The following is a 23,907-nucleotide window of genomic DNA, read 5'->3' as shown; positions in this document are numbered from 1 at the left end:
CCCGCTTTTCAGCGGCGGCGGTTTCGCATGCGCGTCTTGGTGGCCTACTTCTCGCACTTAGTGGCGACCGTCGGGCTCGTTGAGGAGCGTCCGGCGGTCGATATGCCGCTGACGCGACCCTCGCTCCTCTCGCGACTTTACATTTTTTCCTGAATGCAACATGACGGCCTATAGCGCCTGTTGACGCCGCAATTGACGCGACGCCGGGCGACAGGGCCAGGAGACGAGAGAAGACCATGACCGCACATTCTTCATCCGGACAGAAGGGCATGCCGACGGCATCGCAGAAATACCACGCCTATCCGTTGATCGATCTCCATGACCGGACCTGGCCGTCCAAGCGCATCGACACCGCGCCGATCTGGTGCTCGGTGGATTTGCGCGACGGCAACCAGTCGCTGATCAACCCGATGGGGCATGACCGCAAGGCGCGGATGTTCCAGTTGCTGCTCGACATGGGCTTCAAGGAAATCGAGATCGGGTTTCCCTCGGCCTCGCAGACCGATTTTGATTTTGCCCGCTGGTGCGTGGAAGAGGGCGGCGTGCCTGATGATGTGTCGCTGCAGGTGCTGGTGCAGTGCCGGCCGGAGCTGATCACCCGCACCTTCGAGGCGCTTGAGGGCGCCAACCGGCCGATCATCCATTTCTACAATTCGACATCGGAGCTGCAGCGCCGGGTGGTGTTTGACAAGGATGTGGCCGGGATCAAGCAGATTGCCGTCGATGCGGCGAAGATGATCAAGGAGATGGCAGAGAAGGCCGGCGGCGATTTCCGTTTCGAGTATTCGCCGGAAAGCTTTACCGGCACCGAGCTGGAAGTGGCGCTGGAAATCTCCAATGCGGTGATCGAGATCATTGCGCCCACGCCCGACAACAAGCTGATCCTCAACCTGCCGTCGACGGTGGAGATGGCGACGCCCAACATCTATGCCGACCAGATCGAGTGGATGTGCCGCAATATCGACAACCGCGAAAACGTGTTGATCTCGCTGCACCCGCACAATGACCGCGGCACCGGTATTGCCGCCACCGAACTGGCGCTGATGGCCGGCGCCGACCGGGTCGAGGGTACGCTGTTTGGCAATGGCGAGCGCACCGGCAATGTCGATGTGGTGGCGCTGGCGCTCAACATGTTCACCCAAGGCGTCGATCCGAAGCTCGATTGCTCGGATATCGAGCGGATGAAGGCGGTGTTCGAATATTCCAACGAGATGAAGATTCCCGAGCGGCATCCTTACGTTGGTGAACTGGTCTACACCGCGTTCTCCGGCTCGCATCAGGATGCGATCAACAAGGGCATGAAGGCGCTGCGCCAGGCCAACAAGCCGGAGTGGGAAGTGCCCTATCTGCCGATCGATCCCAACGATGTCGGCCGCACCTACGAGGCGATCATCCGCATCAACTCGCAATCGGGCAAGGGCGGTATCGCCTATATCCTGAAGGAGGATTACGGGCTCGATCTGCCGCGCAACCTGCAGGTCGAATTCCGCGAGGAAATCCAGAAGATCACCGATGACGAGGGCGTGGAACTGCCGCCGCAGCGGATCTACGAGAGCTTCATGGAGGTCTATGTCAACCAGACCGGAGCGCGGCTCGGCTATGTCGACCACCACACCCATACCGACCCGGCAAGCCCCGGCGTGCGGGTTGTCTCGGCGGAGATCACCGACAATGGCGAAACCAGGCGTATCGAGGGCCGCGGCACCGGGCCGATCGACGGCTTCATCAATGCGCTGTCAAATTATCTCGGCTTCGCGCTGACAGTGGCCAATTATTCCGAGCACTCGATGCAGCACGGCTCCAATGCGGCTGCCATCTGCTACATGGAAATGGAAACGCCCGCGGGCAAACTGTTTGGCGCCGGCGTCAATACCAACATCTCTGCCGCCTCGCTGGCCGCGGTGGTGTCGGCGGCCAACCGGGCGCTGGCCAAGGGCTGACATAAAGCTTGAGAGGCTGCCGCGGCGACAGGGCTGCGGCGGCCTCCGCTGATCGGGAAGAGGACGCGCCGTGACGGGAGTTTTGATCAAGACAGCGGGTGCCGCAACCGGCGATCCGATGGTGCTGCTGCATGGCTTTGGCGGCGACGGTTCAGCCTGGGACGCGGTGCTTGCCGGGTTGGGGGAGGATATCCGTACACTGGTGGTCGATCTGCCCGGCCATGGCGGCTCGCTTACGTCCGAGGGGCGTGGTGGTGCCGGCCGGATGGCCAAGGCGATACTCGCCGGGCTTGATGACGCCGGTGTCGAGCGGTTTCACCTGGCCGGTCATTCGATGGGCGGGGCGGTGGCGGCGCTGATCGCCATGCGCGCGCCTGACCGGGTCAAGTCGCTGACGCTGGTGGCGCCGGGTGGGATTGACAGCAAGATCAATGCCGAATTGCTGGGGCGCTATGCCAAGGCTGCCACAGCGGAAGAGCTGTGCGCCTGCCTTGCGGAGATGTCGGCGCCGGAGTTCGAGATGCCGCAAGCTGTTGTTGATCGCTTTGTTGCGGCGCGCGCGCGGCCCGGCGCGCTGGAAGCCCTTGATGAAACCTACCAAGCGATGTTTCCCGAAGGCTCCGACAAGGGGCAGGGGGTATTGCCCGGCGATGCGTTGTCAGCGCTTGGTATGCCGGTTGCGGTGATCTGGGGCAGCGCCGATGCGGTGTTGCCATGCCCGTCGCCACGCGCCCTGCCGGCCTATTTCGCGCTCAGTATCCTGCCGGAACTTGGCCACATGCTGCCCGAGGAAGCGCCCGATGCCGTGGTGCGGGTGCTGCGCCAGGCGATTGCCGGTGATGCCTGAGGCCGGTATTGGGTGATGCCGCCGGATCTTTACCAAGAACACAATCGCTGATGCCCTATTGTCGCCATCAAGGTCGGTCTGTGCTAACCAATTGTTAACCAATTGTGCCGGAACCGTGCCATGACAGATCATACCGTGCCCACATCGCCCGATCGCCGGCTTGCCGACATCGTCAGGGAAGTCAAGATTGCCGTTGCCGACCGGACCGATGTGGTGGTCGACATGCGCGACGCCGTTCGTGCCCGGCTGGAATTGCTGGCGCTCGAAATCAAGCCGGTTCTCGACGAGATCGACCCCGCCGATGACCGCTTCGATTTCGGCATATCGCCGGGGCTGCAGCCGCGGCTGTGGATCGATGCGGTGGCGCATGTGCACATGGGCAATGACCGCAGGGTGTTCCGCTTCGTGCGTGATACCCGTCTTGGCCGGGTGGTGATGTCGGAGACGCCGGATATGTCGGCAACTGCCGACGCGGTGACGCGCTATATCGCCGAGCGGGTGATCGAGCGCGAGCGGATCCTGTCAGGCGATTTCGAAAGCATGAAGGCGCTGGCTGGTGCAACTGAAGCGACGGCGCGCCAATCCGACGCCGGCAGAGATGAGACAGCGCGCAGCGCGCAGGACGGTTCGGTCAGTCCACCAGCCGCTGACGCGCAGCCACAGGCCTGGGACGCGGATGGTGCTGGGGAATCGATGCCACAGCAGACCGCGGTCGCGGCTTCCACTCTGCAGGCGGAAATTCCTCCCAAGAAGGCCTCGCGCGGCAGCGGTTTCGTGCTCGGCGCGTCCTGGTTCATTCTCGGCTGTGTTGCCGGCGCCGCGGTGCTGGTTGTGGCGTTGTGGGACCGGCTTACAGCGTTTATCGGCTGAGGCTTGTTATCAGCTGAGGCCACTATTCATACCGGGTTGGCGCCGATTACCCCGATCGTGTGGGCTTCAAAGCCTGCGCCCTTGTCTGACAGCCGCATTCGGGTGTGCTCGAGCTGCCAGTTGCCAGGCTCTCCCTCAATATCAAACTGATTGAAGCCGGCGGTCGGACGGCTGCTGCCCGGCCCCTGGCTGGCCGAGGCGATACCCACCACCGGCACCAGACCGTCGCGTCCCTTGAGATGATAGAGCGTGTCGAGATGGGTGTGGCCATGCAGCACCAGATCGGCGCCATGGAGCTTGAGCATCTTGGCAAACCGCGCCGTGCCGCGCATCCGCTTGTGCCAGCTTGCGGCACCGGGCAACGGCGGGTGGTGGATCAGGATGACGCGGAACAGGCCTTCTTCCTTCGCCTTGTCCAGCAGAGCGCCGGCAGCGCGGGCCTGCTTGTGGCCGAAATCCCCCGTCGCCATGAAAGGCAGGGTGGCGTTGGCCGTCGACAGGCCGATCAGCGCCACCGGACCGCGACGGCGGAAACTCGGAAACAGCGGCGCTTCGGGCACGGCGTCGTCGGAAATCATCCACGGGCGCCAGGCTGTGGTGGTGCGCGCAAAGGCGCCGGGCACATAGGCGTCATGGTTGCCCGGCACCAGAGTTGTCAGCGCCGGGTCGAACAGGTTTTCCAGCCACAGTCGCGCGGCTTCGATTTCGGCGCCGGTGGCCAGATTGACGAGATCGCCGGTGATGGCGACATGATCGGGTGCGGCCGCGCGAATTTCTGCGACCACCTGTTCGAGCGTATTGCCGAAAAGATGCTTGCGGCGATTGCGGTGCCAGTTCACAAAGCCGGTGATCCGCTTGGAAGCGAGTTCGGCCAGTGTCACCCGGGGCAGCGGCCCGAGATGGATGTCGGAAATATGAGCAAGTCGAAACATGGTGTGAGCATTAGCGATCCCGGCAACGCCCCGCAAGCGCGACAGGGGAACTCACCGCCGCCTGAAATGCGCAACTGGAAGGCCAGACTTGTCACCCGGGTGCTGCATGTCTGGTTTGCGCTCTCGCGCGGCATGACGCTTGGCGTTCGCGCCGCCGCGTTTGACGATCAGGGCCGGGTGTTTCTGGTGCGTCATTCCTATGTGCCCGGCTGGCACATGCCGGGTGGCGGGGTCGAGCGCGGCGAAACGCTGGCTCAGGCGCTGGAAAAGGAACTGCGCGAAGAGGGCAATCTGCAGGTTGTTGGAGAGCCCGAGCTGTTTGCGGTCTATTTCAACCGCCGCACCAGTGTCCGCGACCATGTCGCATTTTACCGTTGCCGGGTGCGCCAGACTGCGCCGAAGCTGGCCGACCGGGAAATTCTCGAGGCCGGATTTTTCCCGCTGGACGGTCTGCCTGCGGGCGTGACGGCTGCGACCCGGCGGCGACTGGCAGAATTGTCTGGCGACCAGGCCGTGAGTGATGAATGGTAAATTCGGCCTCAGGTTAAAGGCCGAGCTGCGTCTGAAATGACGCCCATCGAAGTTCCGCCGCGCTGCGCTTTGGCGCCACTACCCTTGAATGCAGCAGGAACAGGCTTACCTTTGCCGGGCCTGCGATTGTTGTTTTTTAGTGAATTCCCACCGCTACGGGCGCATTGCACTTCCGGCCCAATCTGTTTTTGAGAAGAAGACCATGGCAAGCATCCTGTCGATTCAAAATCTTTCCAAGCACTATGATGGCGGCTTTCAGGCGCTGAAAAACGTCAGCCTCGACATCGAGGAAGGCGAAATTCTGGCCCTGCTCGGCCCCAATGGTGCGGGCAAGACGACGCTGATCTCGATCATCTGCGGGCTGGTCAACGCCAGTTCCGGCACGGCCACGGTCGGCGGCTTCGATGTGGTCAAGGATTTTCGGCAGGCGCGCTCGCTGATCGGGCTGGTGCCGCAGGAAATCGCGCTTGAACCGTTCCAGAGCGTGATTGACGGGCTGCGCTTTACCCGCGGTTTGTTCGGAAAACCCAAGGATCCGGCGCTGCTCAGAAGCATCCTCGAAAAACTGTCGCTATGGGACAAGCGCGACGCCAAGACCATGGAACTGTCGGGCGGCATGAAGCGGCGCGTGCTGATCGCCAAGGCGCTGTGTCACGAGCCGCGGGTGCTGTTTCTCGACGAGCCGACGGCCGGCGTCGATGTCGAATTGCGCAAGGAGATGTGGGAGGTGGTGCGCCAGCTCAAGGATGACGGTGTCACCATCATCCTGACCACCCATTACATCGACGAGGCCGAGGCGATTGCGGACCGGGTCGGGGTTATCCGCAGCGGCGAATTGCTCTTGGTGGAGGAAAAGGATCTGTTGATGCAGCGCATGGGCAAACGGCAGATGCGGGTGGAACTGATGCAGTCGCTCGATGTCATCCCGGAAGCGCTGAGCCGCTACAACCTCGAATACTCGGCCGAAGAGCAGACATTGATCTATTCCTACGAAGCCAATGGCGAGCGTACCGGAATTGCATCGCTGTTTGCCGATTTCGGCAAGGCCGGCATCATCCTGCGTGATGTGCAGACACGCGAGAGCTCGCTTGAAGACATCTTTGTCGGGCTGGTGGAGGACAAATCATGAATTTCAGAGCCGTCAGTTCCATCTATTCTTTCGAGATGAAGCGGTTCTTCCGCACCCTGTCACAGAGCCTGATTTCGCCAGTGCTGTCGACGTCGCTGTATTTCATTGTCTTCGGTGCGGCCATCGGCTCGCGTATCGAGGAAGTCGACGGCGTCAGCTACGGCGCATTCATCGTGCCTGGCCTGATCATGCTGTCGGTGCTGACCCAGAGCATTTCCAACGCCTCGTTCGGGATCTATTTCCCGAAATTCATCGGTTCGATCTACGAGGTCCATACCGCACCTATTTCCTATCTGGAGATCGTGATGGGCTATGTGGGGGCCGCAGCTTCCAAGGCGCTGCTGATCGGTCTGGTGACGTTGCTGACGGCTGCGTTCTTCGTTCCATTCGAGATCATGCATCCCGGCGCGATGATTGCGTTTCTGGCGCTGACCTCGATCTCGTTCAGCCTGTTCGGCTTCATCATCGGGCTTTGGTCAAAGAATTTCGAGCAGTTGCAGATGGTGCCGCTGCTGGTGATCACGCCGCTGGTGTTTCTCGGCGGCAGTTTCTATTCGATCTCGATGCTGCCGCCATTGTGGCAGACGGTGACGCTGTTCAATCCGGTGGTCTACCTGATTTCCGGTTTCCGCTGGAGTTTCTACGGCACTGCCGATGTCAATATCGGCATCAGCCTGGCGATGATCGCGCTGTTCATGTTCACCTGTCTCGGCATTATCTGGTGGACCTTCAAGACCGGCTTCAAGATCAGAAGCTGATCCGGGCAGGTCACCGCGCAAGCCGGGTCACTGGCAAATTGCGGAGAGCGCAGGCCACCGGACCAACGCTCCCGCCAAGGTGTCCTACACGTTGCGTATAACCGTTTGGAGCATGGCGCGGACTTCGCCCGCGACCTCGGTCAGACGCTGGTTGCCGACAGCCTGCATGGAGGCTACCGGATCGACTGCGCTGACGGTGATTTCGCCCGCGCCTGTGTCGCGGATGATGACGTTGCAGGGCAACATGGCGCCGATCCGCGGCTCGATGCCGATCGCCTCATAAGCCATTTTCGGATTACAGGCGCCGAGAATGAGATAGGGCGGCATGTCGGTGTCGAGCTTCTTCTTCATGGTTGCGGCAACATCGATTTCGGTCAGCACGCCGAAACCATTTTTTGCTAGTGCAGCCCGGGTTCGCTCGGTGATGGCGTCGAATCCTGAATCCTTGAATGTTCGGTCAATTGTATAGGACATGCGCTGTCTCCTTGGCTTCCCGGTGATGGGGCATAATCCTATATATGTGTGTTTATTTATATATCAATGCATGGCCGTGCCTACAGCGTCGCGGAGCTAGTTGAGTGCGCGACGCTGCAGCCCATTGCTCAGGCTGCCTTTTTCAGCGTGTCACGGCCATGCGGGGCGTTCAGATCGAGCTTTGGGCCGACGGGGACGATGCCGGTCGGGTTGATGGTGTTGTGGCTACCGTAATAATGGTTCTTGATGTGATCCATGTTCACGGTCTCGGCGATGCCGGGCATCTGATAGAGCTCGCGCAGATAGCCCGAAAGCGCCGGATAATCGGCAATACGGCGGATGTTGCATTTGAAATGGCCGACATAGACCGGATCGAAACGCACCAGCGTCGTAAACAGCCGCCAATCGGCTTCCGTCAACGTGTCGCCGACCAGATAGCGGTGCGCCTGAAGCCGCTCGTCGAGAATGTCGAGCGTCTCGAACAACTCGTTGACGTGCACCTCATAGGCTTGCTGGGTGGTGGCGAAGCCCGCCTTGTAAACGCCGTTGTTGACCTTGTGGTAGACGGTCTCGTTGATCTCGTCGATTTCAGTCCTGAGCGCCTGCGGATAGAAATCCGGCGCTGGCTTGGCGATGGCGTCGAAGGCCGAATTCAGCATGCGGATGATTTCGGAGGATTCGTTGGAAACGATGGTTTTGGTCTTCTTGTCCCACAGCGTTGGCACCGTCACGCGACCGGTATAACCAGGATCTGCGGCGACATAGACCTGCCAGAGAAAATCGACGTTGCCGAGATGATCGCTGGTGCCGCCGTCGCGGTCGTGGAATTCCCAGCCGTTCTCGGCCATGTGCGGATCAACAACCGATACCGATATCGCATCTTCCAACCCCTTGAGCTTGCGGAAAATCAACGTCCGGTGCGCCCACGGGCAGGCGAGTGAAACATAGAGGTGATAACGGCCGGCCTCGGCGGCGAAACCACCGGTACCCGACGGGCCCGGTGCGCCGTCGGCTGTTACCCAGTTGCGGAACGAGGCCTGCTTGCGCTTAAAATGGCCGCCTGTTGATTTCGTGTCGTACCAGACGTCCTTCCAGACGCCATCTACCAGCATACCCATGAGCATTCTCCTTTGCCCAAGACATAAGACGGCAACAGCCAAAAGCGAAGGAAATGAAGGTGAACGGTGCGTTTTGCATTGGACGACGATGAATTGCTTTGCTATGGGCGAACCACCAGAAGGAAAACCGGATGCCCGCCACGGCTTTGCGACGACGCTGAAAAGACCTCACCCGCGCTTATTGCGGGCGCTGCCTTATGTCTTGTCGTCTGTTTCCGGATAATGCCCATGCCCTGCCATGATCTCGTCTTTCTTGCCGAAGACCCGTCTTACGACGCGGCTATCGACCTCATCAATCAAGAGGCTTTCGGGCCCGGCCGCTTCGTGCGCGCCGCCGAACGGGTTCGCGAACAGGGGCCACATGACCGTGGCATCTCCTTCGTCGCCGCCGACAAGGGCGAGATCATTGCCTCGGTGCGGATGACGCCGGTGTTTGCCGGGCATGTTGCCGGTCATCTGCTTGGGCCGCTGGCGGTGCGTCCATCCTACAAGAACCTCGGTATTGGCCGCGAACTGGTGCGGATCGCGCTGGCGGCGGCGCAAAACAGCGCAAGCCAGGTGACGCTGCTGATTGGCGATCCGCCTTACTATGGACCGCTCGGGTTTGCACCCACGACCCCGGGTGCGCTTGAGATGCCGGGTCCGTTCGACCCGCGGCGTCTGCTCGCTGCCTGTTTCGGTGATGTCGAGGCTGCGGTGCTGAAGGGTGAAATCCGGCATCGCGACCGCGGGTAGGGCGGCCAGGTCGCGCGAACGGCTTAGCGGCCTTCCCGGAACCAGGTGGCGCCAAGCGCCAGAATCATCAGTGCAAGCCCGAGGAACCCCGCAAATAGCGGCAGAGACCGTACGCCCTTGAGCACGCTTTCATTGCTGGCGCGCAGGCCCATGCGGTCGCCGGCATTGATGCTGGAGGAACGGACCGGCAATATTTGCGGCAGATCGCTGGCAGATGCATCGACGCGCACGGTCAGGCCGCCGCTGAGCGCGGAAAGCGGCGCGAGTGCCTCGGTGGTGGAGACTGTGGCGCGGAATTCGGGCGCATCGACGGCGCCGACATGGGCGAGTGCCGACAAATCGCCGGCGGAGACTTCAACCAGTCCTGGTTCCTCCAGTGTCAGTTCGGCACTGAACAGCCCGTCGCCCGATGGCGCGAGAACCACGTCGCGCACCGCGCCGGATGGAAGCTTCACGGTAACGGGGCCGGTGGTGTCGGCCATGGTCTGGCGCTCGATTGTCAGCTTGCGGCCAAGCGCTGTGGCGCGCAGCGCTTCTTCCTCGAGCGAGGGCTCCTTCATCAGCCAGTGAGCGATGCGGCGGTAAAGCGCGACATGCGGTCCGCCACCCTCGAAGCCGCGGGCCCAGAGCCAGCCCTGATCGGACAACAGCATCGCCACACGGCCATCGCCATGGCGGTTGAGGATCAGCAGCGGCTCACCATCGGCGCCGCGCATCACCTCGTCACCGACCGTATCGTGCACGGCAATTGTGCGGAACCAGCGGCCCCAGCCGGGGGGCTCGGAGGCGCCGCCGGGCAGATCGCGGGTCACCGGGTGACGCTTGCCGGCATCCGACAGTCGCGGGTAAAATCCGGCTTTGGTGACTTCGCCGGTCGGCAGTGCCGGCAGAGCGGGCGCCAGCGGAGTTTCGGCTATCGAGCCGAGGCCAGCATATTCGGGCCCGGCGGCGATCAGCAGCGCGCCGCCGTCTTCGACATAGCGGGCGATGTAATCGTAATAGAGCACTGGCAGCACGCCGCGGTTCTGGTATCGGTCGAAAATGATCAGGTCGAATTCGTCGATCTTCTCGACAAACAGTTCGCGGGTCGGAAATGCAATCAGCGACAGTTCAGCGATCGGCGTGCCGTCCTGCTTTTCGGGGGGACGCAAAATGGTGAAATGCACCAGATCGACAGAGGCGTCGGATTTGAGCAGGTTGCGCCAGGCGCGCTCGCCTGCATGGGGTTCACCGGAGACCAGCAGCACACGGAGGTTTTCGCGAATGCCTTCGATCAGCGCCACGGCACGGTTGTTTGCCGGCGTGACTTCATCATCGATGACATCGACGGAAAACTCGATGATGTTCTCGCCGCCGCGTGGCAGATTGAGATAGAATGATGCTTCCTGGCCCGGAGTGGCGGCCTCGGTGGCGATCTGCTTGCCATTGATCCGCACGCTGACGGCCACCGGTGCGGAGCCGCCCGAGGCGCCGTCCTCGCTGACACGATAGATGATTTCCTGGTCTTCGCCGACGATGCCGAAGCGCGGGCTGCGCACCACCTCGACGCGGCGGTCGATTTCGTTTTCATCGCCGACGATCAGTGCGTGCAACGGTGCGTCGAGCCCGAGGGCTGAAATCGAACCGGGGATGTCATGGACCTGGCCGTCGGTGATCATCACCGCGCCGGCAAGCCGGGAGCTGGGCACATCTCGGATGCCGGACGCTAACGCCTCGAACAGGCGGGTGGAGGGCGATTGCGCGTCGGGATCGGTGACAGCTGCGATGATCCGGGTTTCAAACGCGGGGTAGCGGGCAAGCCGGTCGGTCAGCGCCTTCAGTGCCGCATCGGTGCGCGCGGTGCGGTCAAGGCTGATCTGGCTCGGGCTGCGGTCGACAACGATGGCGACGACGCTCGAGACCGGTTCGCGGTCCTCGAAATTGGCCACCGGATTGGCCAGCGCCAGCACCAGGGCTGCGAGCGCCAATGCGCGGAGCAAGGCCCCGCGCATGCGCCTGAACAGCGCCCAGCCGATTAGCAGCACGGCGACGATCGCCATGGCAAGGATCAAGGGCAGCGGCAGCAGCGGGGAGAAAGCCAGGCTCATGTCATTGCCCCAACCGTTCGAGCAGCGCCGGGATGTGCACCTGATCGGCCTTGTAGTTGCCGGTCAGCATGTACATGACGATGTTGACGCCGGCGCGAAACGCAAATTCGCGCTGCCAGGGATCCTGCGGCACGGTGGCATAGAGCGGATAGCCGCGCTCGTCCTCGGCCCAGGCGGCGGCCATGTCATTGCCGGTGATCAGGATCGACGACACGCCATCGCCGGCGCGAGCCGGGCGGGTTGTCGGGTCGTTGGACTGCGGGATCGCTTCCACCCACAATGGCCCGTCGGCGTAGCGGCCGGGAAATGTAACGAGCAGGAAGAAAGACTTGGTCAGCACATGGTCGGCCGGCACCGGCTCAAGTGGCGGAATATCGAGATCGGACAAGATCTGCTGCATCCGCACGGTCAGCGCGCTGGAGCCGCCACCGAGATCGGTGATCTGGTCGCGGGTATCGAACAGCACGGTGCCGCCGTTTTTCATGTAGGCGTCGATGCGGCTGATGGCGGCGGGCGAGGGGAAATCGGCATCCTCGCTCATCGGCCAGTAGATCAACGGATAGAGTGCCAGCTGGTCGGTTTCGATATTGACGCCGACGGCGGTGCCCGGCTCAAGCGCGGTGCGTTGCGCCAGATAGCGCGACAGGCTGTCGAGTCCCGAACGGCTGGTCCGGTCGGCTTCAGCGTCGCCCGTCAGCACAAAGGCAAGCCGGGTGCTTTCCAGACTGTCGATCAGTTCGGCGTCGCCGGGCTGGGAATCTTGGGCTCGGGCGCCGCCCGACCCCAGCGCCATCGCGGCGGCGAGGCCGAAGACGAGCAGCAGGGCGGACGCCGCTGCAGAGGCTCTGAGGCCGCGACGGCGGAAACCACCACTGAGCACCAGTACGATCAATGTATCGGCCATGAGCGCGATCAGTGCCGCGCCGAACAGCCACGGCCGGAAATCGACCGAGCTGTCGCCGGCAATAGGCACCCGGTCGACGGGAATCGACAGGTCAGGAATCTGCACCGGTTGAAGGGTTTCGCCTGGGGTGAACAGGTTGAGCGCATAAAACCCGTCCTCGCTGCCATAAAGCCCCGGCGGGTTGTCATGGCCGGCCTGAATCGTTGTGACGGTGCCAAGGTCGAGCGGTTTAGCGTCGCCGCTTGCGGGAACCAGGGCGGCGTCGGCGTTGAGCAACCGCCAAGGCGGCAGGATGCCTGAGGCGGCTTCGCCGCCGCCGGAGACGGCGCGCGATAGTTGCACCACGCGGCGCAGCATGTCGACGAAATGGCCGGAAATCGGCAAAGTCGACCAGCCGGCTTCGGCGGTGACATGGAACAGCACGATGCGGCCGGCGCCACGGTCGGCGGCGGTGACCAGCGGCGTGCCATCGGCAAGGCTGGCCCAGGTCCGGTCGGCAAGGTCGGCCGAAGGTTCGGCCAGCACCTGACGGCTGACGGTGACATCGCGCGGCGTCGGCAGCCCGGCGAAGGGGCTTGTTGCGGGATAATCGGCCAGCGGTTGCGGTTCGATCCACGATAGCGCGCCGCCGAGCTGGCGTTCGCCGGTGCGCAATTTGACTGGCGCAAGCGCATCGTCGGCGGGGGCTGCAGCCAGACGCGGACCGGCAAAACGGATCAGCGTGCCGCCGCGCTCAATCCATTCCGTCAGTGGTCCGGTGACGTCATCGGGCAGAACACCGATATCGGCCATGACAATGACCGCCGGGGCTTGGTCGATGAGTTTGGGAACGGCGGTGGCCATATCGGCGCTGTCGGCCTCGATCAGGTCGGCATAGGGCGAGAGCGCGCGTTCGATGTAATAGAGCGGCGAGAGCAGCGGCTGGGCGATATCGGCGGCCTCGCCTGAGATCAGTGCCACCCGGCGGCGGCGAAAACTGTCGTCGAGCAAACGCGCCGAGCCGGCGGTGTCGTAGCCAGCAATGTCAATCCGGGCGATGTCATTGCGGATTTCAAATGGTGCGGCGATGGCGCCGCTGGCGCTGCCCTGTCCGGGTTCGAATGCGAGCGGCCCGGTGGCGATTTCCCGTCCCTTGCTGTCGCGCGCCACCAGCCGGTAGCTGGCGGCCACACCGGTGTCGAGCCGGCTTGCCTCGATTATCAGCGTGTCGGCGCCATTGTCAGCACTGGTCAGGATAAGAGCGGTCGCACCGTCGGCGCCGATCACGCGCAGGGCTGTGGGTTGAAGATCTGCCAGCCGGGTCAACGCTTCGGCGGTGCCGGCGCTGTCGATGCCATCGGTGAGGAACGCGACGGTGCCGGGGCGGGTGTCGCCCAGGGCTGTTGCGAGCGCGATTGTGGCGCTGTCGCGGTCGGACCTAAGCGGCCGCGGTTCGGCGGCGCGCAATTGCTCTCGTGCGCGGGCAACACTGGTCGGCGTGGCGTCGTGACGCCGCTCGGCGGTAAAGACGATCGACACCGGCAGCTCGCGGGCTTCGGCCTCGTTGATCAGGTCTTCGGCGACGTTTGTGCGGGCTTCCCAGTCCGGCGCGCTGGCCCAGTCATTGTCGATGAGCAGCGCCAGCGGCCCGTCGGCGCTCAGTGCCCGGTCACGCGGATTGAGCACCGGTTCGGCCAACGCCAGGATTACCAGGGCGGCAATCAGCAGGCGCAGCGCAGTCAGCCACCAGGGGCTGCGCGACGGTGTCTGCTCGGGCTTGAGCACGCGCGCCAGTATCGCCAGCGGCGCGAAGGGTTCGGCTGCCGGGCGCGGCGGGGTCAGCCGCAGCAGCCACCAGATCACCGGCAGCGCAAGCAGCCCGAACAGGATCGCCGGAGCACCAAAGGCAATGGGCAGGCCGGCGATCATGGCGTGGGCGCCTTTTTCGGAGTGGGGTTGCCCGACAGTTGCCCGTGGGCGGCGGCGAGCGCTTCCGAAGCCGGGCGGTCGGTGCGGTGCGACAGATAGCTCCAGCCGAGCCGGCGGACGCCCTGGGCCAGCGCATCGCGACGGGCAAGCCAGGCGCGACGATAGTCGGCAGCAATATTTTCTGCGCGGCCGGCAACCAGTTTCTGGCCGGTTTCGGGGTCGCGGAACTCGGTGCGGCCGGCATAGGGAAAGATCTCTTCGGCCGGGTCGGAAATTTCGATGGCGTGGCCACGGATGCCGCGGCGCGCGGCCGGACCGATGGCCTTTTCAAGCGTTCCGGTCTCATCGAGAAAATCGCTGATCAGCACGACATCGCTCATCCGCCCGACCTGGGTTAGATCGGGCAACGTGGTCTGTTGCGCGGCGTGCGCCAGCGCCAGCGCCAGCCGTTCTGCGGCATTGCGCGAGGCCACCGGCTCCATTACCCCGGGACAGCCGATGCGTTCGCCCGAGCGCGACAGGATCTCGGCCAGCGCCAGCATCAGCACCAGCGCACGGCTTTCCTTGGCGACCAGCGCGGTCTCGGATTTGAACAGCATCGAGGGCGAGCGGTCGGCCCAGAGCCAAATGGTATGGGCGGCTTCCCATTCGCGGTCACGGACATAAAGATGATCGTCGCGGGCCGAACGTCGCCAGTCGATGCGGGAGAGCGATTCGCCGTCGACATAAGGCCGGAACTGCCAGAAGGTCTCGCCAATGCCGCGTTTGCGCCGGCCGTGCCAGCCGGCAATCACGGTGTTGGCGACACGCCGCGCCTCGGCCAGGCAATCGGGCAGCAAGGCCGCACGCTGTCGGGCGCGGGCGAGCGCGTCGATCCGCGCCGTGGGTTGGGTCATCTGGCCGATCGGGGCCATAGGCTCACCCGGCTTTCGAGGCGACGAGGCCGGCGATGACGTCGCGAATGCCGATGCCCTCGGCGCGCGCCGCGAAACTGAGCGCCATGCGGTGCTGCAGGATCGGCTCGGCCAGCGCCCTGACATCATCGATGGAGGGGGCCAGCCGGCCATCATAGAGCGCGCGGGCGCGGGCACACAGCATCATCGCCTGGCCTGCGCGCGGGCCGGGGCCCCAGGATACGGTCTCATCGATGCGGGCATTGCCATGGCCGGGGCGGGCAGCGCGGACCAGTTCGAGAATGGCGTCGACCACCGATTCAGGCACCGGCATCTGGCGGATCAGTGCCTGGATTTCGGCGAGCCGCTGCATGGTGATCGCCGCACGCGGCTGTGCTTCGCGGGCGCCGGTGGTCTCCAAGAGGATCTGTCGTTCAGCTGCCATTTCCGGGTAGGGGACATCGACCTGCATCAGGAACCGGTCAAGCTGGGCTTCGGGCAGCGGGTAGGTGCCTTCCTGCTCGAGCGGGTTCTGGGTTGCCAGTACATGGAACGGCCGCGGCAGATCATGGGCGGCGCCGGCGACGGTGATGTGGTATTCCTGCATTGCCTGCAGCAGCGCAGACTGGGTGCGCGGCGAGGCGCGGTTGATTTCATCGGCCATCAGCAATTGCGTGAAGATCGGGCCGGGAACGAAGCGGAACGATCGGCGTCCGGCCTCGTCCTGGTCCATGACTTCGGAACCGAGAATGTCGGATGGCATCAGGTCGGGGGTGAATTGGACGCGGTTCGAGGACAGCCCGAGGACGGTGCCGAGCGTTGTTACCAGCTTGGTCTTGGCCAGTCCCGGCACCCCGACCAGCAACGCGTGGCCGCCCGAGAGCACGGCCAGCAGGGTTTGCTCGACAACGGCTTGCTGGCCGAAAATAACCTCCGAGACGGCCTCGCGTACCGCCGAGATATCGGCCAGCGCCTGCTCGGCGGCAGCGACCACAGCCTTCTCGTCGATCGGCTGCGTGCTGGTGTCGATACGTCCCATGGGAATCTCCGCGTGTTCGTCTTCCGGGCTTAGAGACAGCTTATTCTACGCTGAAAGGCTGACAAGGGCCGTCAGGTTGACTATCTGGTTAGCTCTAACCATAGCTGGACAGGACAATGGCAAAAACAAGGACTACCGCGAAAACAGATGCTGCAGGTTTGGCGGCGCTGATTTCGCGCGCCCAGGCCGACCGCAATGCGGGAAAGGACAGTTTGCCGCCGATTGAACGCTGGAATCCGGACTATTGCGGCGATATCGACATGGAAATCAGGGCCGATGGCTCCTGGTTCTACATGGGTACGCCGATCGGCCGCCCGGCGCTGGTGCGGCTTTTCTCAACAGTTCTGCGTCAGGACGAGGACGGCAAGACCTATCTGATCACGCCTGTGGAAAAGATCGGAATTCGTGTCGTCGACGCGCCATTCGTGGCTGTCGAGATGACCGTCGAGCAGAATGACGATGGCCCGGTGCTTACATTCCGCACCAATGTCGGCGATGTGGTGCGCGCCGGGCCAGATAATCCGCTGCGATTCGTGACGCTCGGGGAGACCGAACAGCTCAAGCCCTATCTGTTGGTGCGCGGACGGCTCGAAGCGCTGGTTAACCGGGCGGTGACCTATGATCTGCTGGCACTTGGAGAGCCGGTCGAGATCGACGGCGTCGAGATGTTTGCGATCCGCTCTGGCGGCGCGACGTTCCCGGTGATGCCGATGGCCGAACTGGAGGCCGGGATTTGAACCATGTCGCCCCCGCCATGCCGCTGCGGTTTGATGCGCAGGAATTTCGCGAGCGCGCCCGCACCCACGACCCCGATCATGCGTTCGGGCTGGAGCCCGCGCATCTGGGGCATGGCGATCATGTGCTCAATCCCGATCTGGTCTCGAAACTGGTCGGCACCAAGCCACGCGAGGCTGCGGTGCTGGTGCCGGTAACCGAAGGCGGCCCCGAGGCACGGGTGATCCTGACCCGCCGTTCCGCGAGCATGCGCCAGCATTCGGGCCAGGTGGCGTTTCCGGGGGGCTCGTTTGATCCGGAAGACGGCAGCGCCGAGATCGCCGCAATGCGCGAGGCCGAGGAGGAAATCGGTCTTGATCGCCGCTTTGTCGAGCCGGTCGGGCGGTTGCCGGTCTACCTGACCACCACCGGTTTTCGCATCACGCCGGTGCTGGCGGTGGTGCAGCCGGGCTATTCGCTGACGCTCAATCCGGCCGAAGTCGCCGCGGTGTTTGAAACGCCGCTGTCGTTTCTGATGGACCCGGCCAACCACCGGCGCGAAAGTCGTGTCTGGGAGGGCCTGGAGCGGCATTATTTCGTCATGCCCTACGGCGAGCACAACATCTGGGGCGTTACCGCCGGGATTATCCGCACCATGTATGAAAGGCTTTACGCATGAGCAATGCTGCAAGCGTCGCCACCGAGAGCTGGTTCCAGGATCCGGCGCTGATCCGGATATTCGCGCTTCTCAACCAGGACGGCGAAGAGGTGCGGGTGGTTGGCGGGGCGGTGCGCAACGCGCTGATGGGCCAGTCGGTCACCGATATCGATCTTGCCACTAGTTGGCCGCCCGAGCAGGTGGTGGCGCGAGCGAAGGAGGCAGGCATCCGTTCAGTGCCGACGGGTATTGATCATGGCACGGTAACGCTGGTGATCGACGGGCAGGGGTTCGAGATCACCACGCTGCGCCATGATGCGGAGACCGACGGGCGCCGCGCCAAGGTGACATTCGGGCGTGACTGGCAGGTCGATGCGGAGCGGCGCGATTTTACCATCAACGCGCTTTACGCTGACCAGTCCGGCACAATCATCGATCTGGTTGGCGGGCTTGCGGATATCGAAAGCCGCACGGTGCGTTTCATTGGCGATGCCGACGCGCGGATTGCAGAAGATTATCTGCGGGTGCTGCGCTATTTCCGCTTTTTCGCCCATTACGGCGCCGGTCGTCCCGATGCGGCGGCGCTGAAGGCCTGCGCCCGCGCCAAGGGCCATCTCGACAAGCTCTCCGCCGAGCGGGTGTGGAAGGAATTGAAGGCGCTGCTCAAGGCCGCTGATCCGGGCCGGGCACTGTTGTGGATGCGCCAGACCGGCGTGTTGACGGCAGTGCTGCCGGAAACTGAAAAATGGGGCATCGATTCGATTGCCGGGCTGACCGCTACCGAGACTGCGCTGGGCTGGGAGCCCGATCCGATGCTGCGACTGATGGCTATCATCCCGCCGGATGTTAAGCGGGTACAGGCGCTTGCCGCGCGGCTGAAAATGTCACGTGCGGAGACCGAGCGGCTGGTCCGATGGGCCGAAGCACCGGCGCTGCAGCCGACGCTGGCAATCACCGCGCTCGACCGGCTGCTCTACCGTCATGGTGGCAAACCGCTGGGCGACCGCATCCGATTGTCGCTGATCTCTGCCAGGGCCCGCGCGGATAGCGATCCGGCAGCGCTGACGGAGGCCGCCGGCCATAGCCGTCATCTGGCCCGCGCGTTGGCGTGGGAGCGGCCGGTGTTTCCTGTGTCGGGCGCAGACCTGATTGATCGGGGCGTTGTACCGGGCCCGGAGATGGGCGCGCGATTGTCAGAGCTCGAAGATAAATGGGTGGCCAGCAATTTTATGCTGAGCAAGGACGCGCTGCTTTCAGAGGTTGCCCCCGACAATTGAAATCGGGGGCCATTCACCTTGCATAAGGGGAGGGAGGGCAAAGTGAAGACCCCCCGGATTTAAGCGGCGTTCTGCTCGTCGCTCATCCGTTGCTTGATCTGTTCGACCATGGATGGCCGGATCGTGGTTTCGCCGTGGGACTGGCGCAGATGATCGACGACGCGGGAGACAATCTCGGCTTCGCTGTCGGCGCGGGTGTGCCAGTTGCAGCCGGGAACGAGGGATCCGCAGTGGAATGTCTTCATGGTTACATCCTCCTTTTGTAAAGTCGAACACCAATGCTTCGCCGGCCGCGTGTTGGCACGGCGGGCGAGAGCCGATGATAGCATGAATAGCCCGAATTTGCACCTCCCGCGGCGCCGCTTGCAGTCTCCCGACGGGCTGGCCAGTCCGGCATGGTTGGCATAGAATCGTGTTTCGGCTTTCAATTCTGATCGGATTTCCCCTTGCAGTACCAAGACAGACTGGACTTCGCCACCGAGCTTGCCCGGAAGGCGGGCGCTTTCGCCAGAACCCATTTTCAGGCGATCGACGCGCTGGTGATCGAGAGCAAGGGCCACCAGGATCTCGTGTCGAATGCCGACAAGGACACCGAAACCCTGATCCGCGACGCCATCAACGAGCGCTGGCCCGATGACGGGATTGTCGGCGAAGAGCACGGTCGCAAGACCGGGACCAGCGGCTATGACTGGGTTATCGACCCGATCGACGGCACCGCCAATTTCGTCCGTGGAATCCCGCAATGGTGCGTGGCGATCGCCTGCGCCAGGGACGGCGCCGCAGTGGTCGGGGTGATTTTTGAACCTTCCTCGGGAGAGATGTTTACGGCATCCAAGGGCGGTGGCGCCTGCGTCAACGGCAAGCCGATGCGCGTCGTCCAGACTGGCGATATCGACCAGGGCTCGATAGGGATCGGTTTTTCAGGCAGGGCTCCGGCGATGGCGGCTGCGACCATGGTGGCGATGGTGATCAAACGCGGCGGGGTGTTCTTCCGCAACGCCTCGGGCGCGCTGATGCTCGCCTATGTCGCCGCCGGACGGTTGCTCGGCTATGTCGAGGAACACATGAATTCCTGGGACTGCGTTGCCGGCCTGCTGATGATCGAAGAGGCGGGCGGCACCATCGTCAAACCCGACCCGGCCACCAGTCTCGATGGCGGAACGGTGGTGATCGCCGGCGGCCCGAACACGTTCGACGAGATCCAGGAAATCGCAAAGGCCAGTTTTTAGTTCGACTGAGCTGGGATCAGCACCGGCGCACGGTCGAAAAAGCCATTGATATAGTTGAGATTGTACGTGGGCCTCGGCAAATCCGCATTTGCCGAGGCAGCAATTCTTGCAGTTTTGTCTGAATTTGCCGGCCAGCAGACCTACGGATACATCACCACAGGTGGCAGTGAAGACAGGATCGAGCTGACATTGCCGCCGGTCTTCAGGCCGAAAATGGTGCCGCGATCATAGAGCAGATTGAATTCGACATAGCGGCCGCGGCGGATGAGTTGCTCGGTGCGTTCCGCGTCGGACCAGGGCTTGTTGAAATTGGCGCGGACGATTTTCGGATAGACCACATTGAAGGCGCGTCCCACATCCTGGGTAAAGGCCAGATCAGCGTCCCAGCCGCCGGCCTCCGCGTTGCTGTGCAGCCAGTCGTAGAAAATGCCGCCAATGCCGCGGGCCTCGTTGCGATGGGGCAGGAAGAAATACTCGTCGCACCAGTCCTTGTAGCGCGGGTAATCGGCCACGGCGTGGCGGGAACAGGCAATTTCCATGGCGCGGTGAAACAGCTGTGTGTCCGGATCGGTCTGGGTGCGGCGGTTGTCGAGCACCGGGGTCAGGTCGGCGCCGCCGCCAAACCAGTGGCTCGAGGTCACCACCATGCGGGTGTTCATGTGCACCGTCGGCACGTGCGGATTGGTCGGGTGGGCAATCAGTGAAATGCCCGACGCCCAGAACCGGGGGTCTTCCTCTGCGCCGGGGATCTGCTTGCGGAATTCAGGCGAGAACTCGCCATGCACGGTCGAGGTATGCACGCCGGCTTTTTCAAACAGCCGCCCCTTGAGGATCGACATCGTGCCGCCGCCGCCGGCGCCCTCGTCGCGCAGCCACGGGGTGCGTTCAAAGCGACCGGCCTCGCCCAGACACTGTGGATGGTCAGTCTCGTCCTCGAGGGTCTCGAAACCGGCGCAGATCTGGTCGCGCAGGCGTTCAAACCAGCTGCGGGCCTTGTTCTTCTTGTCTTCGATGTCGTCGGGGAGTCCGACCGGTAAATTGGGGCGTTGCATACAAAGTCCTCGCTAGCAGTCACAACCTCATAGCAGCAGCGTCGAGACGTTGTAACCTAGCCAGACTGACGCAACCGTCAAAATTGTGCCGGTCCATCGAGGACAAGGTGCCAGGCTCGGCGGTTGACGGTTCCGGCTGATCCCGGCGTGGTGTGGCAAGGGACTCGCCGTCACGCTGGTTTTGCGCTAAATTTGGCTCAGCAAGGAGAGAACGTGAGCCGGTTTCAACAACGCCCGCCGCTTGAAGGCCTGCGCCGCGAGATTGCCAGGGCGCGCAAGGAGAAATCCGCCGGCACATCCGGCGGGTTCGTGCGCGAGACCTATCGGCTGAGCCGGGGCGAGGCGCGGGAGAAGGCGCGGGAATGGTTTTCGACATGGCCCAAGGCTGCCTACTGGACCGAAGTCGAGAGCTGGCGTCCGCTTCCCGACGACCAGATTGAATTCACCATGCGGCGGCTGCCAACGGCGGATTGAAACGCTGTCGGCTCGGGCGCCCGGCCATAATTGTGCTGTCGCCATCCTGCGGTCTACAATAAATCCGGCATCAAGCGGTAACTGGGTGGTATCGTCTGACAGCCATGTAGCCGGCAGCCAGAAAACCGATCAGCACGACTGCCTGGGTGACCGCAAATGGAGGTTCGGATCCATTCGGCGCCAGCGAATGCAAGGCTGGTATCTTCACGAATGCCTGCACCACCAGCACAAAGCAGTTGAAATAGAGCGCTGCCATGGCACTGATGATGAAGATCGTCCGCCAGTGGCCCGCGAGATGGTAGTGATACAAAGCAACCAGTGCGACGATGAGGATGACGGTTGAGATGATGCCGACGTCAATGGCCGGCGTGAATCCCTTGAACGGGAACAGAAAGCCGGTGAGCGTGGTGGCGATGGTGGTAAACAGGAAGATGGCGGTCCAGCCGGGCATCCGCTGCGACTGCAGCCAGCCATAAAGCACTACAAGACCGGAGGCGATTCCTATCAGGCTGAGAAGGACATGGAACAGGGTGAAAGGCGTCATACCGAAAACCATAACAAGCTCCCAAATTGTCTGCCTAACGCGGAACTATCCTCCTGATTTCGACGGCTGTAAACTCAAATTTAACAACTGAAATCGGGCGATGTTGTCGCCCGCATACCGATGCAATTTTTGGCTCGATGCCCCGCACCCAGCCGCGAGCGCATAGTCCTATTGGGGATCGTTACTGCGGACACTTTCCTGCAGCACCAGCCGCGGGCCGGTGCCGGTCTCGCGCATTCGGTCGCCGGGATTGTAGAGTTTGCAGGCTTCGAGCGAGAGGCAGCCGCATCCGATGCAGCCGTCGAGCCGGTCGCGCAACCGCTCGAGCATGGCGATGCGCGCGTCGAGATGGCTGCGAAAGCCGCGGCTGATCTTCTCCCAGTCGCGTTTTGTCGGGGTGCGCTCCAGCGGCAATTGCTTCAATTGGATGCGGATCTCCTCAAGCGAAAAACCCATTTGCTGGGCGACCAGGATGAACGACAAGCGACGGATGTCGGAGCGGATGAACATGCGCTTCCCACCCGGTGTGCGGCGCGCCGCGACCAGACCCTGATCGTCATAATAGCGGATGGCGGAGACGGCGAGACCGGTGCGGCTGGCAACCTCGCCGATTGTCAACAATCCCTGTCTGGATGGATTCGGCATGATCTGAAAAAAACCTCTTGACCTCAAGTTCACTTGAGAAAGTAGCATGGGCTTCATCACAGGCAATCCTTACGGGAAAAGGAGAAACCCCATGGCCCAGTCATTCCTCGAACATGTCAATTTCAATGTCGCGGACGCGCCGGCCACCGCCAAATGGATGTGCGATCTGTTTGGCTGGAAAATTCGCTGGCAGGGGCCGGCAAGCAATGGCGGGCTGTCGATCCATGTCGGCACCGATGATAACTATCTGGCGATCTACACGCCGGAAGCACCACGGCCCCGTCACGACAATCCGCGTGGCGAGGTGGCCAATCTCAACCATGTCGGCATCGTCGTTGATGATCTCGATGCGGTGGAGGCAAGGGTCAAGGCGATTGGCTACACGCCATTCAACCACGCCGATTACGAGCCGGGCAGGCGTTTCTATTTCAACGACGAGAACGACATCGAGTTTGAGATCGTCAACTATGACTGAGGCGCTGGTGGGTTACAAACCAAACCGGCGGGTGATCTCGCCGGCCATCATCGCCACGCTCATGGCGAGGTTGAGGCTGCGACGACCCTCGATCATTGGAATGGTCAGGCGCACATCAGCGGCGTCGTGGACTTTTTCCGGCACGCCGGCGCTTTCGCGGCCAAACAGCACGATATCGCGCTCGCCCAGGGTCGGGCCGGTCTCATCGATATAGGGCGTGGCGGACTTGGTAGTCATCAGCACCAGCCGCCGAGCCTCGGCCTTGCGCCAGATCTCGAATTCCTCCCAGCCATCGTGGCGGGTCAGCGTCGCCATTTCGATGTAATCCATGCCGGCGCGCTTGAGCGACCGGTCGGAAAGATCGAAGCCCGGCGGCCCGATGATATGGATGTCGATGCCCATGCAGGCGCCCAGTCGCAGGATGGCGCCGGTGTTGCCGGGAATGTCGGGTTGATACAGGGCGATAAGCGGTTTGGTCATGTCGCTTTCATGTCACAGCTTTGCGCGCGCTTGAAGGGGTGTCTTTCGTGCGGTCGCGCAAGCGTGTAAATAGACGCTTTGCGATTCCTGCGTGGAATCATGCTGCGCCCGTCCCCGTCACGCTGACATCAGCGACCGGACGGCCCAATCCTGACCGAATGCTTGGTTGTGTATGGCGTGCCATGCGCCGGGTG

The 23,907-nt window shown here is 62.7% G+C and carries 26 protein-coding genes; 14 read left to right on the top strand and 12 right to left on the bottom strand.

Going from position 1 to position 23,907, the window contains the following annotated elements:
* Positions 1–236 precede the first annotated feature (236 nt).
* The 3 genes from leuA to ACK6D9_RS19640 all read left to right on the top strand — a co-directional run bounded on the left by leuA (position 237) and on the right by ACK6D9_RS19640 (position 3,657).
* Positions 237–1,940, top strand: coding sequence for a 2-isopropylmalate synthase (gene leuA / locus ACK6D9_RS19650; protein ID WP_412049793.1), 1,704 nt, complete (start codon positions 237–239; stop codon positions 1,938–1,940).
* Between the two features lie 70 nt (positions 1,941–2,010).
* A complete protein-coding gene (locus ACK6D9_RS19645; protein WP_412049792.1) occupies positions 2,011–2,787 on the top strand; it encodes an alpha/beta fold hydrolase in 777 nt (258 codons plus the stop codon).
* 120 nt (positions 2,788–2,907) lie between these two features.
* Complete coding sequence (locus ACK6D9_RS19640) at positions 2,908–3,657, top strand: hypothetical protein (RefSeq protein WP_412049791.1); 750 nt, start codon at positions 2,908–2,910, stop codon at positions 3,655–3,657.
* Between the two features lie 26 nt (positions 3,658–3,683).
* Here ACK6D9_RS19640 and ACK6D9_RS19635 read toward each other — a convergent pair whose 3' ends face one another.
* On the bottom strand, positions 3,684–4,589 hold the full coding sequence (locus tag ACK6D9_RS19635) for a metallophosphoesterase family protein (protein WP_412049790.1): 906 nt from the start codon (positions 4,587–4,589) through the stop codon (positions 3,684–3,686).
* Positions 4,590–4,655: 66 nt separating this feature from the next.
* Here ACK6D9_RS19635 and ACK6D9_RS19630 point away from each other — a divergent pair, with 66 nt between their 5' ends.
* The 3 genes from ACK6D9_RS19630 to ACK6D9_RS19620 all read left to right on the top strand — a co-directional run bounded on the left by ACK6D9_RS19630 (position 4,656) and on the right by ACK6D9_RS19620 (position 7,007).
* Positions 4,656–5,120, top strand: a complete 465-nt coding sequence (locus tag ACK6D9_RS19630; RefSeq protein WP_412051852.1) for an NUDIX domain-containing protein — start codon at positions 4,656–4,658, stop codon at positions 5,118–5,120.
* A gap of 202 nt (positions 5,121–5,322) precedes the next feature.
* Positions 5,323–6,249, top strand: coding sequence for an ABC transporter ATP-binding protein (locus ACK6D9_RS19625; RefSeq protein WP_412049789.1), 927 nt, complete (start codon positions 5,323–5,325; stop codon positions 6,247–6,249).
* Positions 6,246–7,007 (top strand): ABC transporter permease, encoded by a 762-nt coding sequence (locus ACK6D9_RS19620; protein ID WP_322988688.1) that lies wholly within the window; start codon positions 6,246–6,248, stop codon positions 7,005–7,007. The genes ACK6D9_RS19625 and ACK6D9_RS19620 overlap by 4 nt, the downstream gene beginning before the upstream one ends.
* Before the next feature lie 84 nt (positions 7,008–7,091).
* Here ACK6D9_RS19620 and ACK6D9_RS19615 read toward each other — a convergent pair whose 3' ends face one another.
* Positions 7,092–7,481, bottom strand: a complete 390-nt coding sequence (locus ACK6D9_RS19615) for a DUF302 domain-containing protein (RefSeq protein WP_412049788.1) — start codon at positions 7,479–7,481, stop codon at positions 7,092–7,094.
* Between the two features lie 128 nt (positions 7,482–7,609).
* Positions 7,610–8,599, bottom strand: a complete 990-nt coding sequence (locus ACK6D9_RS19610; protein WP_412049787.1) for a glutathione S-transferase family protein — start codon at positions 8,597–8,599, stop codon at positions 7,610–7,612.
* On the opposite strand from ACK6D9_RS19610, the gene ACK6D9_RS19605 reads away from it, so the two are divergent.
* Positions 8,598–8,822 (top strand): hypothetical protein, encoded by a 225-nt coding sequence (locus ACK6D9_RS19605; RefSeq protein ID WP_412049786.1) that lies wholly within the window; start codon positions 8,598–8,600, stop codon positions 8,820–8,822. The two genes, ACK6D9_RS19610 and ACK6D9_RS19605, sit on opposite strands and share 2 nt — an antisense overlap.
* A 5-nt stretch (positions 8,823–8,827) precedes the next feature.
* Positions 8,828–9,334 (top strand): GNAT family N-acetyltransferase, encoded by a 507-nt coding sequence (locus tag ACK6D9_RS19600; protein WP_412049785.1) that lies wholly within the window; start codon positions 8,828–8,830, stop codon positions 9,332–9,334.
* A gap of 23 nt (positions 9,335–9,357) precedes the next feature.
* Here the strand turns inward: ACK6D9_RS19600 and ACK6D9_RS19595 are convergent, their stop codons facing one another.
* Genes ACK6D9_RS19595 through ACK6D9_RS19580 form a run of 4 tightly spaced genes read right to left on the bottom strand, consistent with a single transcriptional unit; the run spans position 9,358 to position 16,165 of the window.
* The gene (locus tag ACK6D9_RS19595; RefSeq protein WP_412049784.1) at positions 9,358–11,421 is read right to left on the bottom strand and encodes a hypothetical protein; all 2,064 of its coding nucleotides are present in this window, start codon (positions 11,419–11,421) and stop codon (positions 9,358–9,360) included.
* Between the two features lies 1 nt (position 11,422).
* Positions 11,423–14,233 carry a DUF4159 domain-containing protein gene (locus ACK6D9_RS19590; protein WP_412049783.1) on the bottom strand — a complete coding sequence of 937 codons (2,811 nt, stop codon included), beginning with the start codon at positions 14,231–14,233 and terminating at the stop codon, positions 11,423–11,425.
* Entirely contained in the window at positions 14,230–15,147 is a 918-nt protein-coding gene (locus tag ACK6D9_RS19585; RefSeq protein WP_412049782.1) for a DUF58 domain-containing protein, read from the bottom strand. Before ACK6D9_RS19585 ends, ACK6D9_RS19590 begins: the two co-directional genes overlap by 4 nt.
* A gap of 4 nt (positions 15,148–15,151) precedes the next feature.
* Positions 15,152–16,165, bottom strand: coding sequence for a MoxR family ATPase (locus ACK6D9_RS19580; RefSeq protein WP_322988681.1), 1,014 nt, complete (start codon positions 16,163–16,165; stop codon positions 15,152–15,154).
* Positions 16,166–16,281: 116 nt separating this feature from the next.
* On the opposite strand from ACK6D9_RS19580, the gene ACK6D9_RS19575 reads away from it, so the two are divergent.
* Genes ACK6D9_RS19575 through ACK6D9_RS19565 form a run of 3 tightly spaced genes read left to right on the top strand, consistent with a single transcriptional unit; the run spans position 16,282 to position 18,814 of the window.
* Positions 16,282–16,902, top strand: a complete 621-nt coding sequence (locus ACK6D9_RS19575; RefSeq protein ID WP_322988680.1) for a DUF1285 domain-containing protein — start codon at positions 16,282–16,284, stop codon at positions 16,900–16,902.
* Between the two features lie 17 nt (positions 16,903–16,919).
* Positions 16,920–17,558, top strand: coding sequence for a CoA pyrophosphatase (locus ACK6D9_RS19570; protein ID WP_412051851.1), 639 nt, complete (start codon positions 16,920–16,922; stop codon positions 17,556–17,558).
* Positions 17,555–18,814 (top strand): CCA tRNA nucleotidyltransferase, encoded by a 1,260-nt coding sequence (locus ACK6D9_RS19565; RefSeq protein WP_412049781.1) that lies wholly within the window; start codon positions 17,555–17,557, stop codon positions 18,812–18,814. Before ACK6D9_RS19570 ends, ACK6D9_RS19565 begins: the two co-directional genes overlap by 4 nt.
* A 59-nt stretch (positions 18,815–18,873) precedes the next feature.
* On the opposite strand, the gene ACK6D9_RS19560 is transcribed toward ACK6D9_RS19565, so the two are convergent.
* Positions 18,874–19,059 carry a DUF1059 domain-containing protein gene (locus ACK6D9_RS19560; protein WP_322990842.1) on the bottom strand — a complete coding sequence of 62 codons (186 nt, stop codon included), beginning with the start codon at positions 19,057–19,059 and terminating at the stop codon, positions 18,874–18,876.
* Positions 19,060–19,260: 201 nt separating this feature from the next.
* On the opposite strand from ACK6D9_RS19560, the gene ACK6D9_RS19555 reads away from it, so the two are divergent.
* Positions 19,261–20,043 carry an inositol monophosphatase family protein gene (locus tag ACK6D9_RS19555; RefSeq protein ID WP_412049780.1) on the top strand — a complete coding sequence of 261 codons (783 nt, stop codon included), beginning with the start codon at positions 19,261–19,263 and terminating at the stop codon, positions 20,041–20,043.
* 140 nt (positions 20,044–20,183) lie between these two features.
* On the opposite strand, the gene hemF is transcribed toward ACK6D9_RS19555, so the two are convergent.
* Entirely contained in the window at positions 20,184–21,095 is a 912-nt protein-coding gene (hemF, locus tag ACK6D9_RS19550; protein WP_412049779.1) for an oxygen-dependent coproporphyrinogen oxidase, read from the bottom strand.
* A gap of 213 nt (positions 21,096–21,308) precedes the next feature.
* Here hemF and ACK6D9_RS19545 point away from each other — a divergent pair, with 213 nt between their 5' ends.
* Positions 21,309–21,569, top strand: a complete 261-nt coding sequence (locus tag ACK6D9_RS19545) for a hypothetical protein (protein ID WP_267653626.1) — start codon at positions 21,309–21,311, stop codon at positions 21,567–21,569.
* 70 nt (positions 21,570–21,639) lie between these two features.
* Here the strand turns inward: ACK6D9_RS19545 and ACK6D9_RS19540 are convergent, their stop codons facing one another.
* Entirely contained in the window at positions 21,640–22,125 is a 486-nt protein-coding gene (locus ACK6D9_RS19540) for a hypothetical protein (RefSeq protein WP_322990839.1), read from the bottom strand.
* Between the two features lie 156 nt (positions 22,126–22,281).
* Complete coding sequence (gene soxR, locus ACK6D9_RS19535) at positions 22,282–22,758, bottom strand: redox-sensitive transcriptional activator SoxR (RefSeq protein ID WP_412049778.1); 477 nt, start codon at positions 22,756–22,758, stop codon at positions 22,282–22,284.
* A 91-nt stretch (positions 22,759–22,849) separates the two neighbouring features.
* On the opposite strand from soxR, the gene ACK6D9_RS19530 reads away from it, so the two are divergent.
* Positions 22,850–23,233 (top strand): VOC family protein, encoded by a 384-nt coding sequence (locus tag ACK6D9_RS19530; RefSeq protein WP_412049777.1) that lies wholly within the window; start codon positions 22,850–22,852, stop codon positions 23,231–23,233.
* 12 nt (positions 23,234–23,245) lie between these two features.
* Here ACK6D9_RS19530 and ACK6D9_RS19525 read toward each other — a convergent pair whose 3' ends face one another.
* Positions 23,246–23,713 carry a tRNA (cytidine(34)-2'-O)-methyltransferase gene (locus tag ACK6D9_RS19525; protein WP_322990562.1) on the bottom strand — a complete coding sequence of 156 codons (468 nt, stop codon included), beginning with the start codon at positions 23,711–23,713 and terminating at the stop codon, positions 23,246–23,248.
* Positions 23,714–23,907: the final 194 nt, after the last annotated feature.

Origin of the sequence: Hoeflea sp. Naph1 (assembly GCF_046837775.1) — a bacterium.
Lineage (GTDB): Bacteria > Pseudomonadota > Alphaproteobacteria > Rhizobiales > Rhizobiaceae > Hoeflea.
Note: the sequence above shows the minus strand (reverse complement) of the source record. Positions and strands in the feature narration are given on the sequence as shown.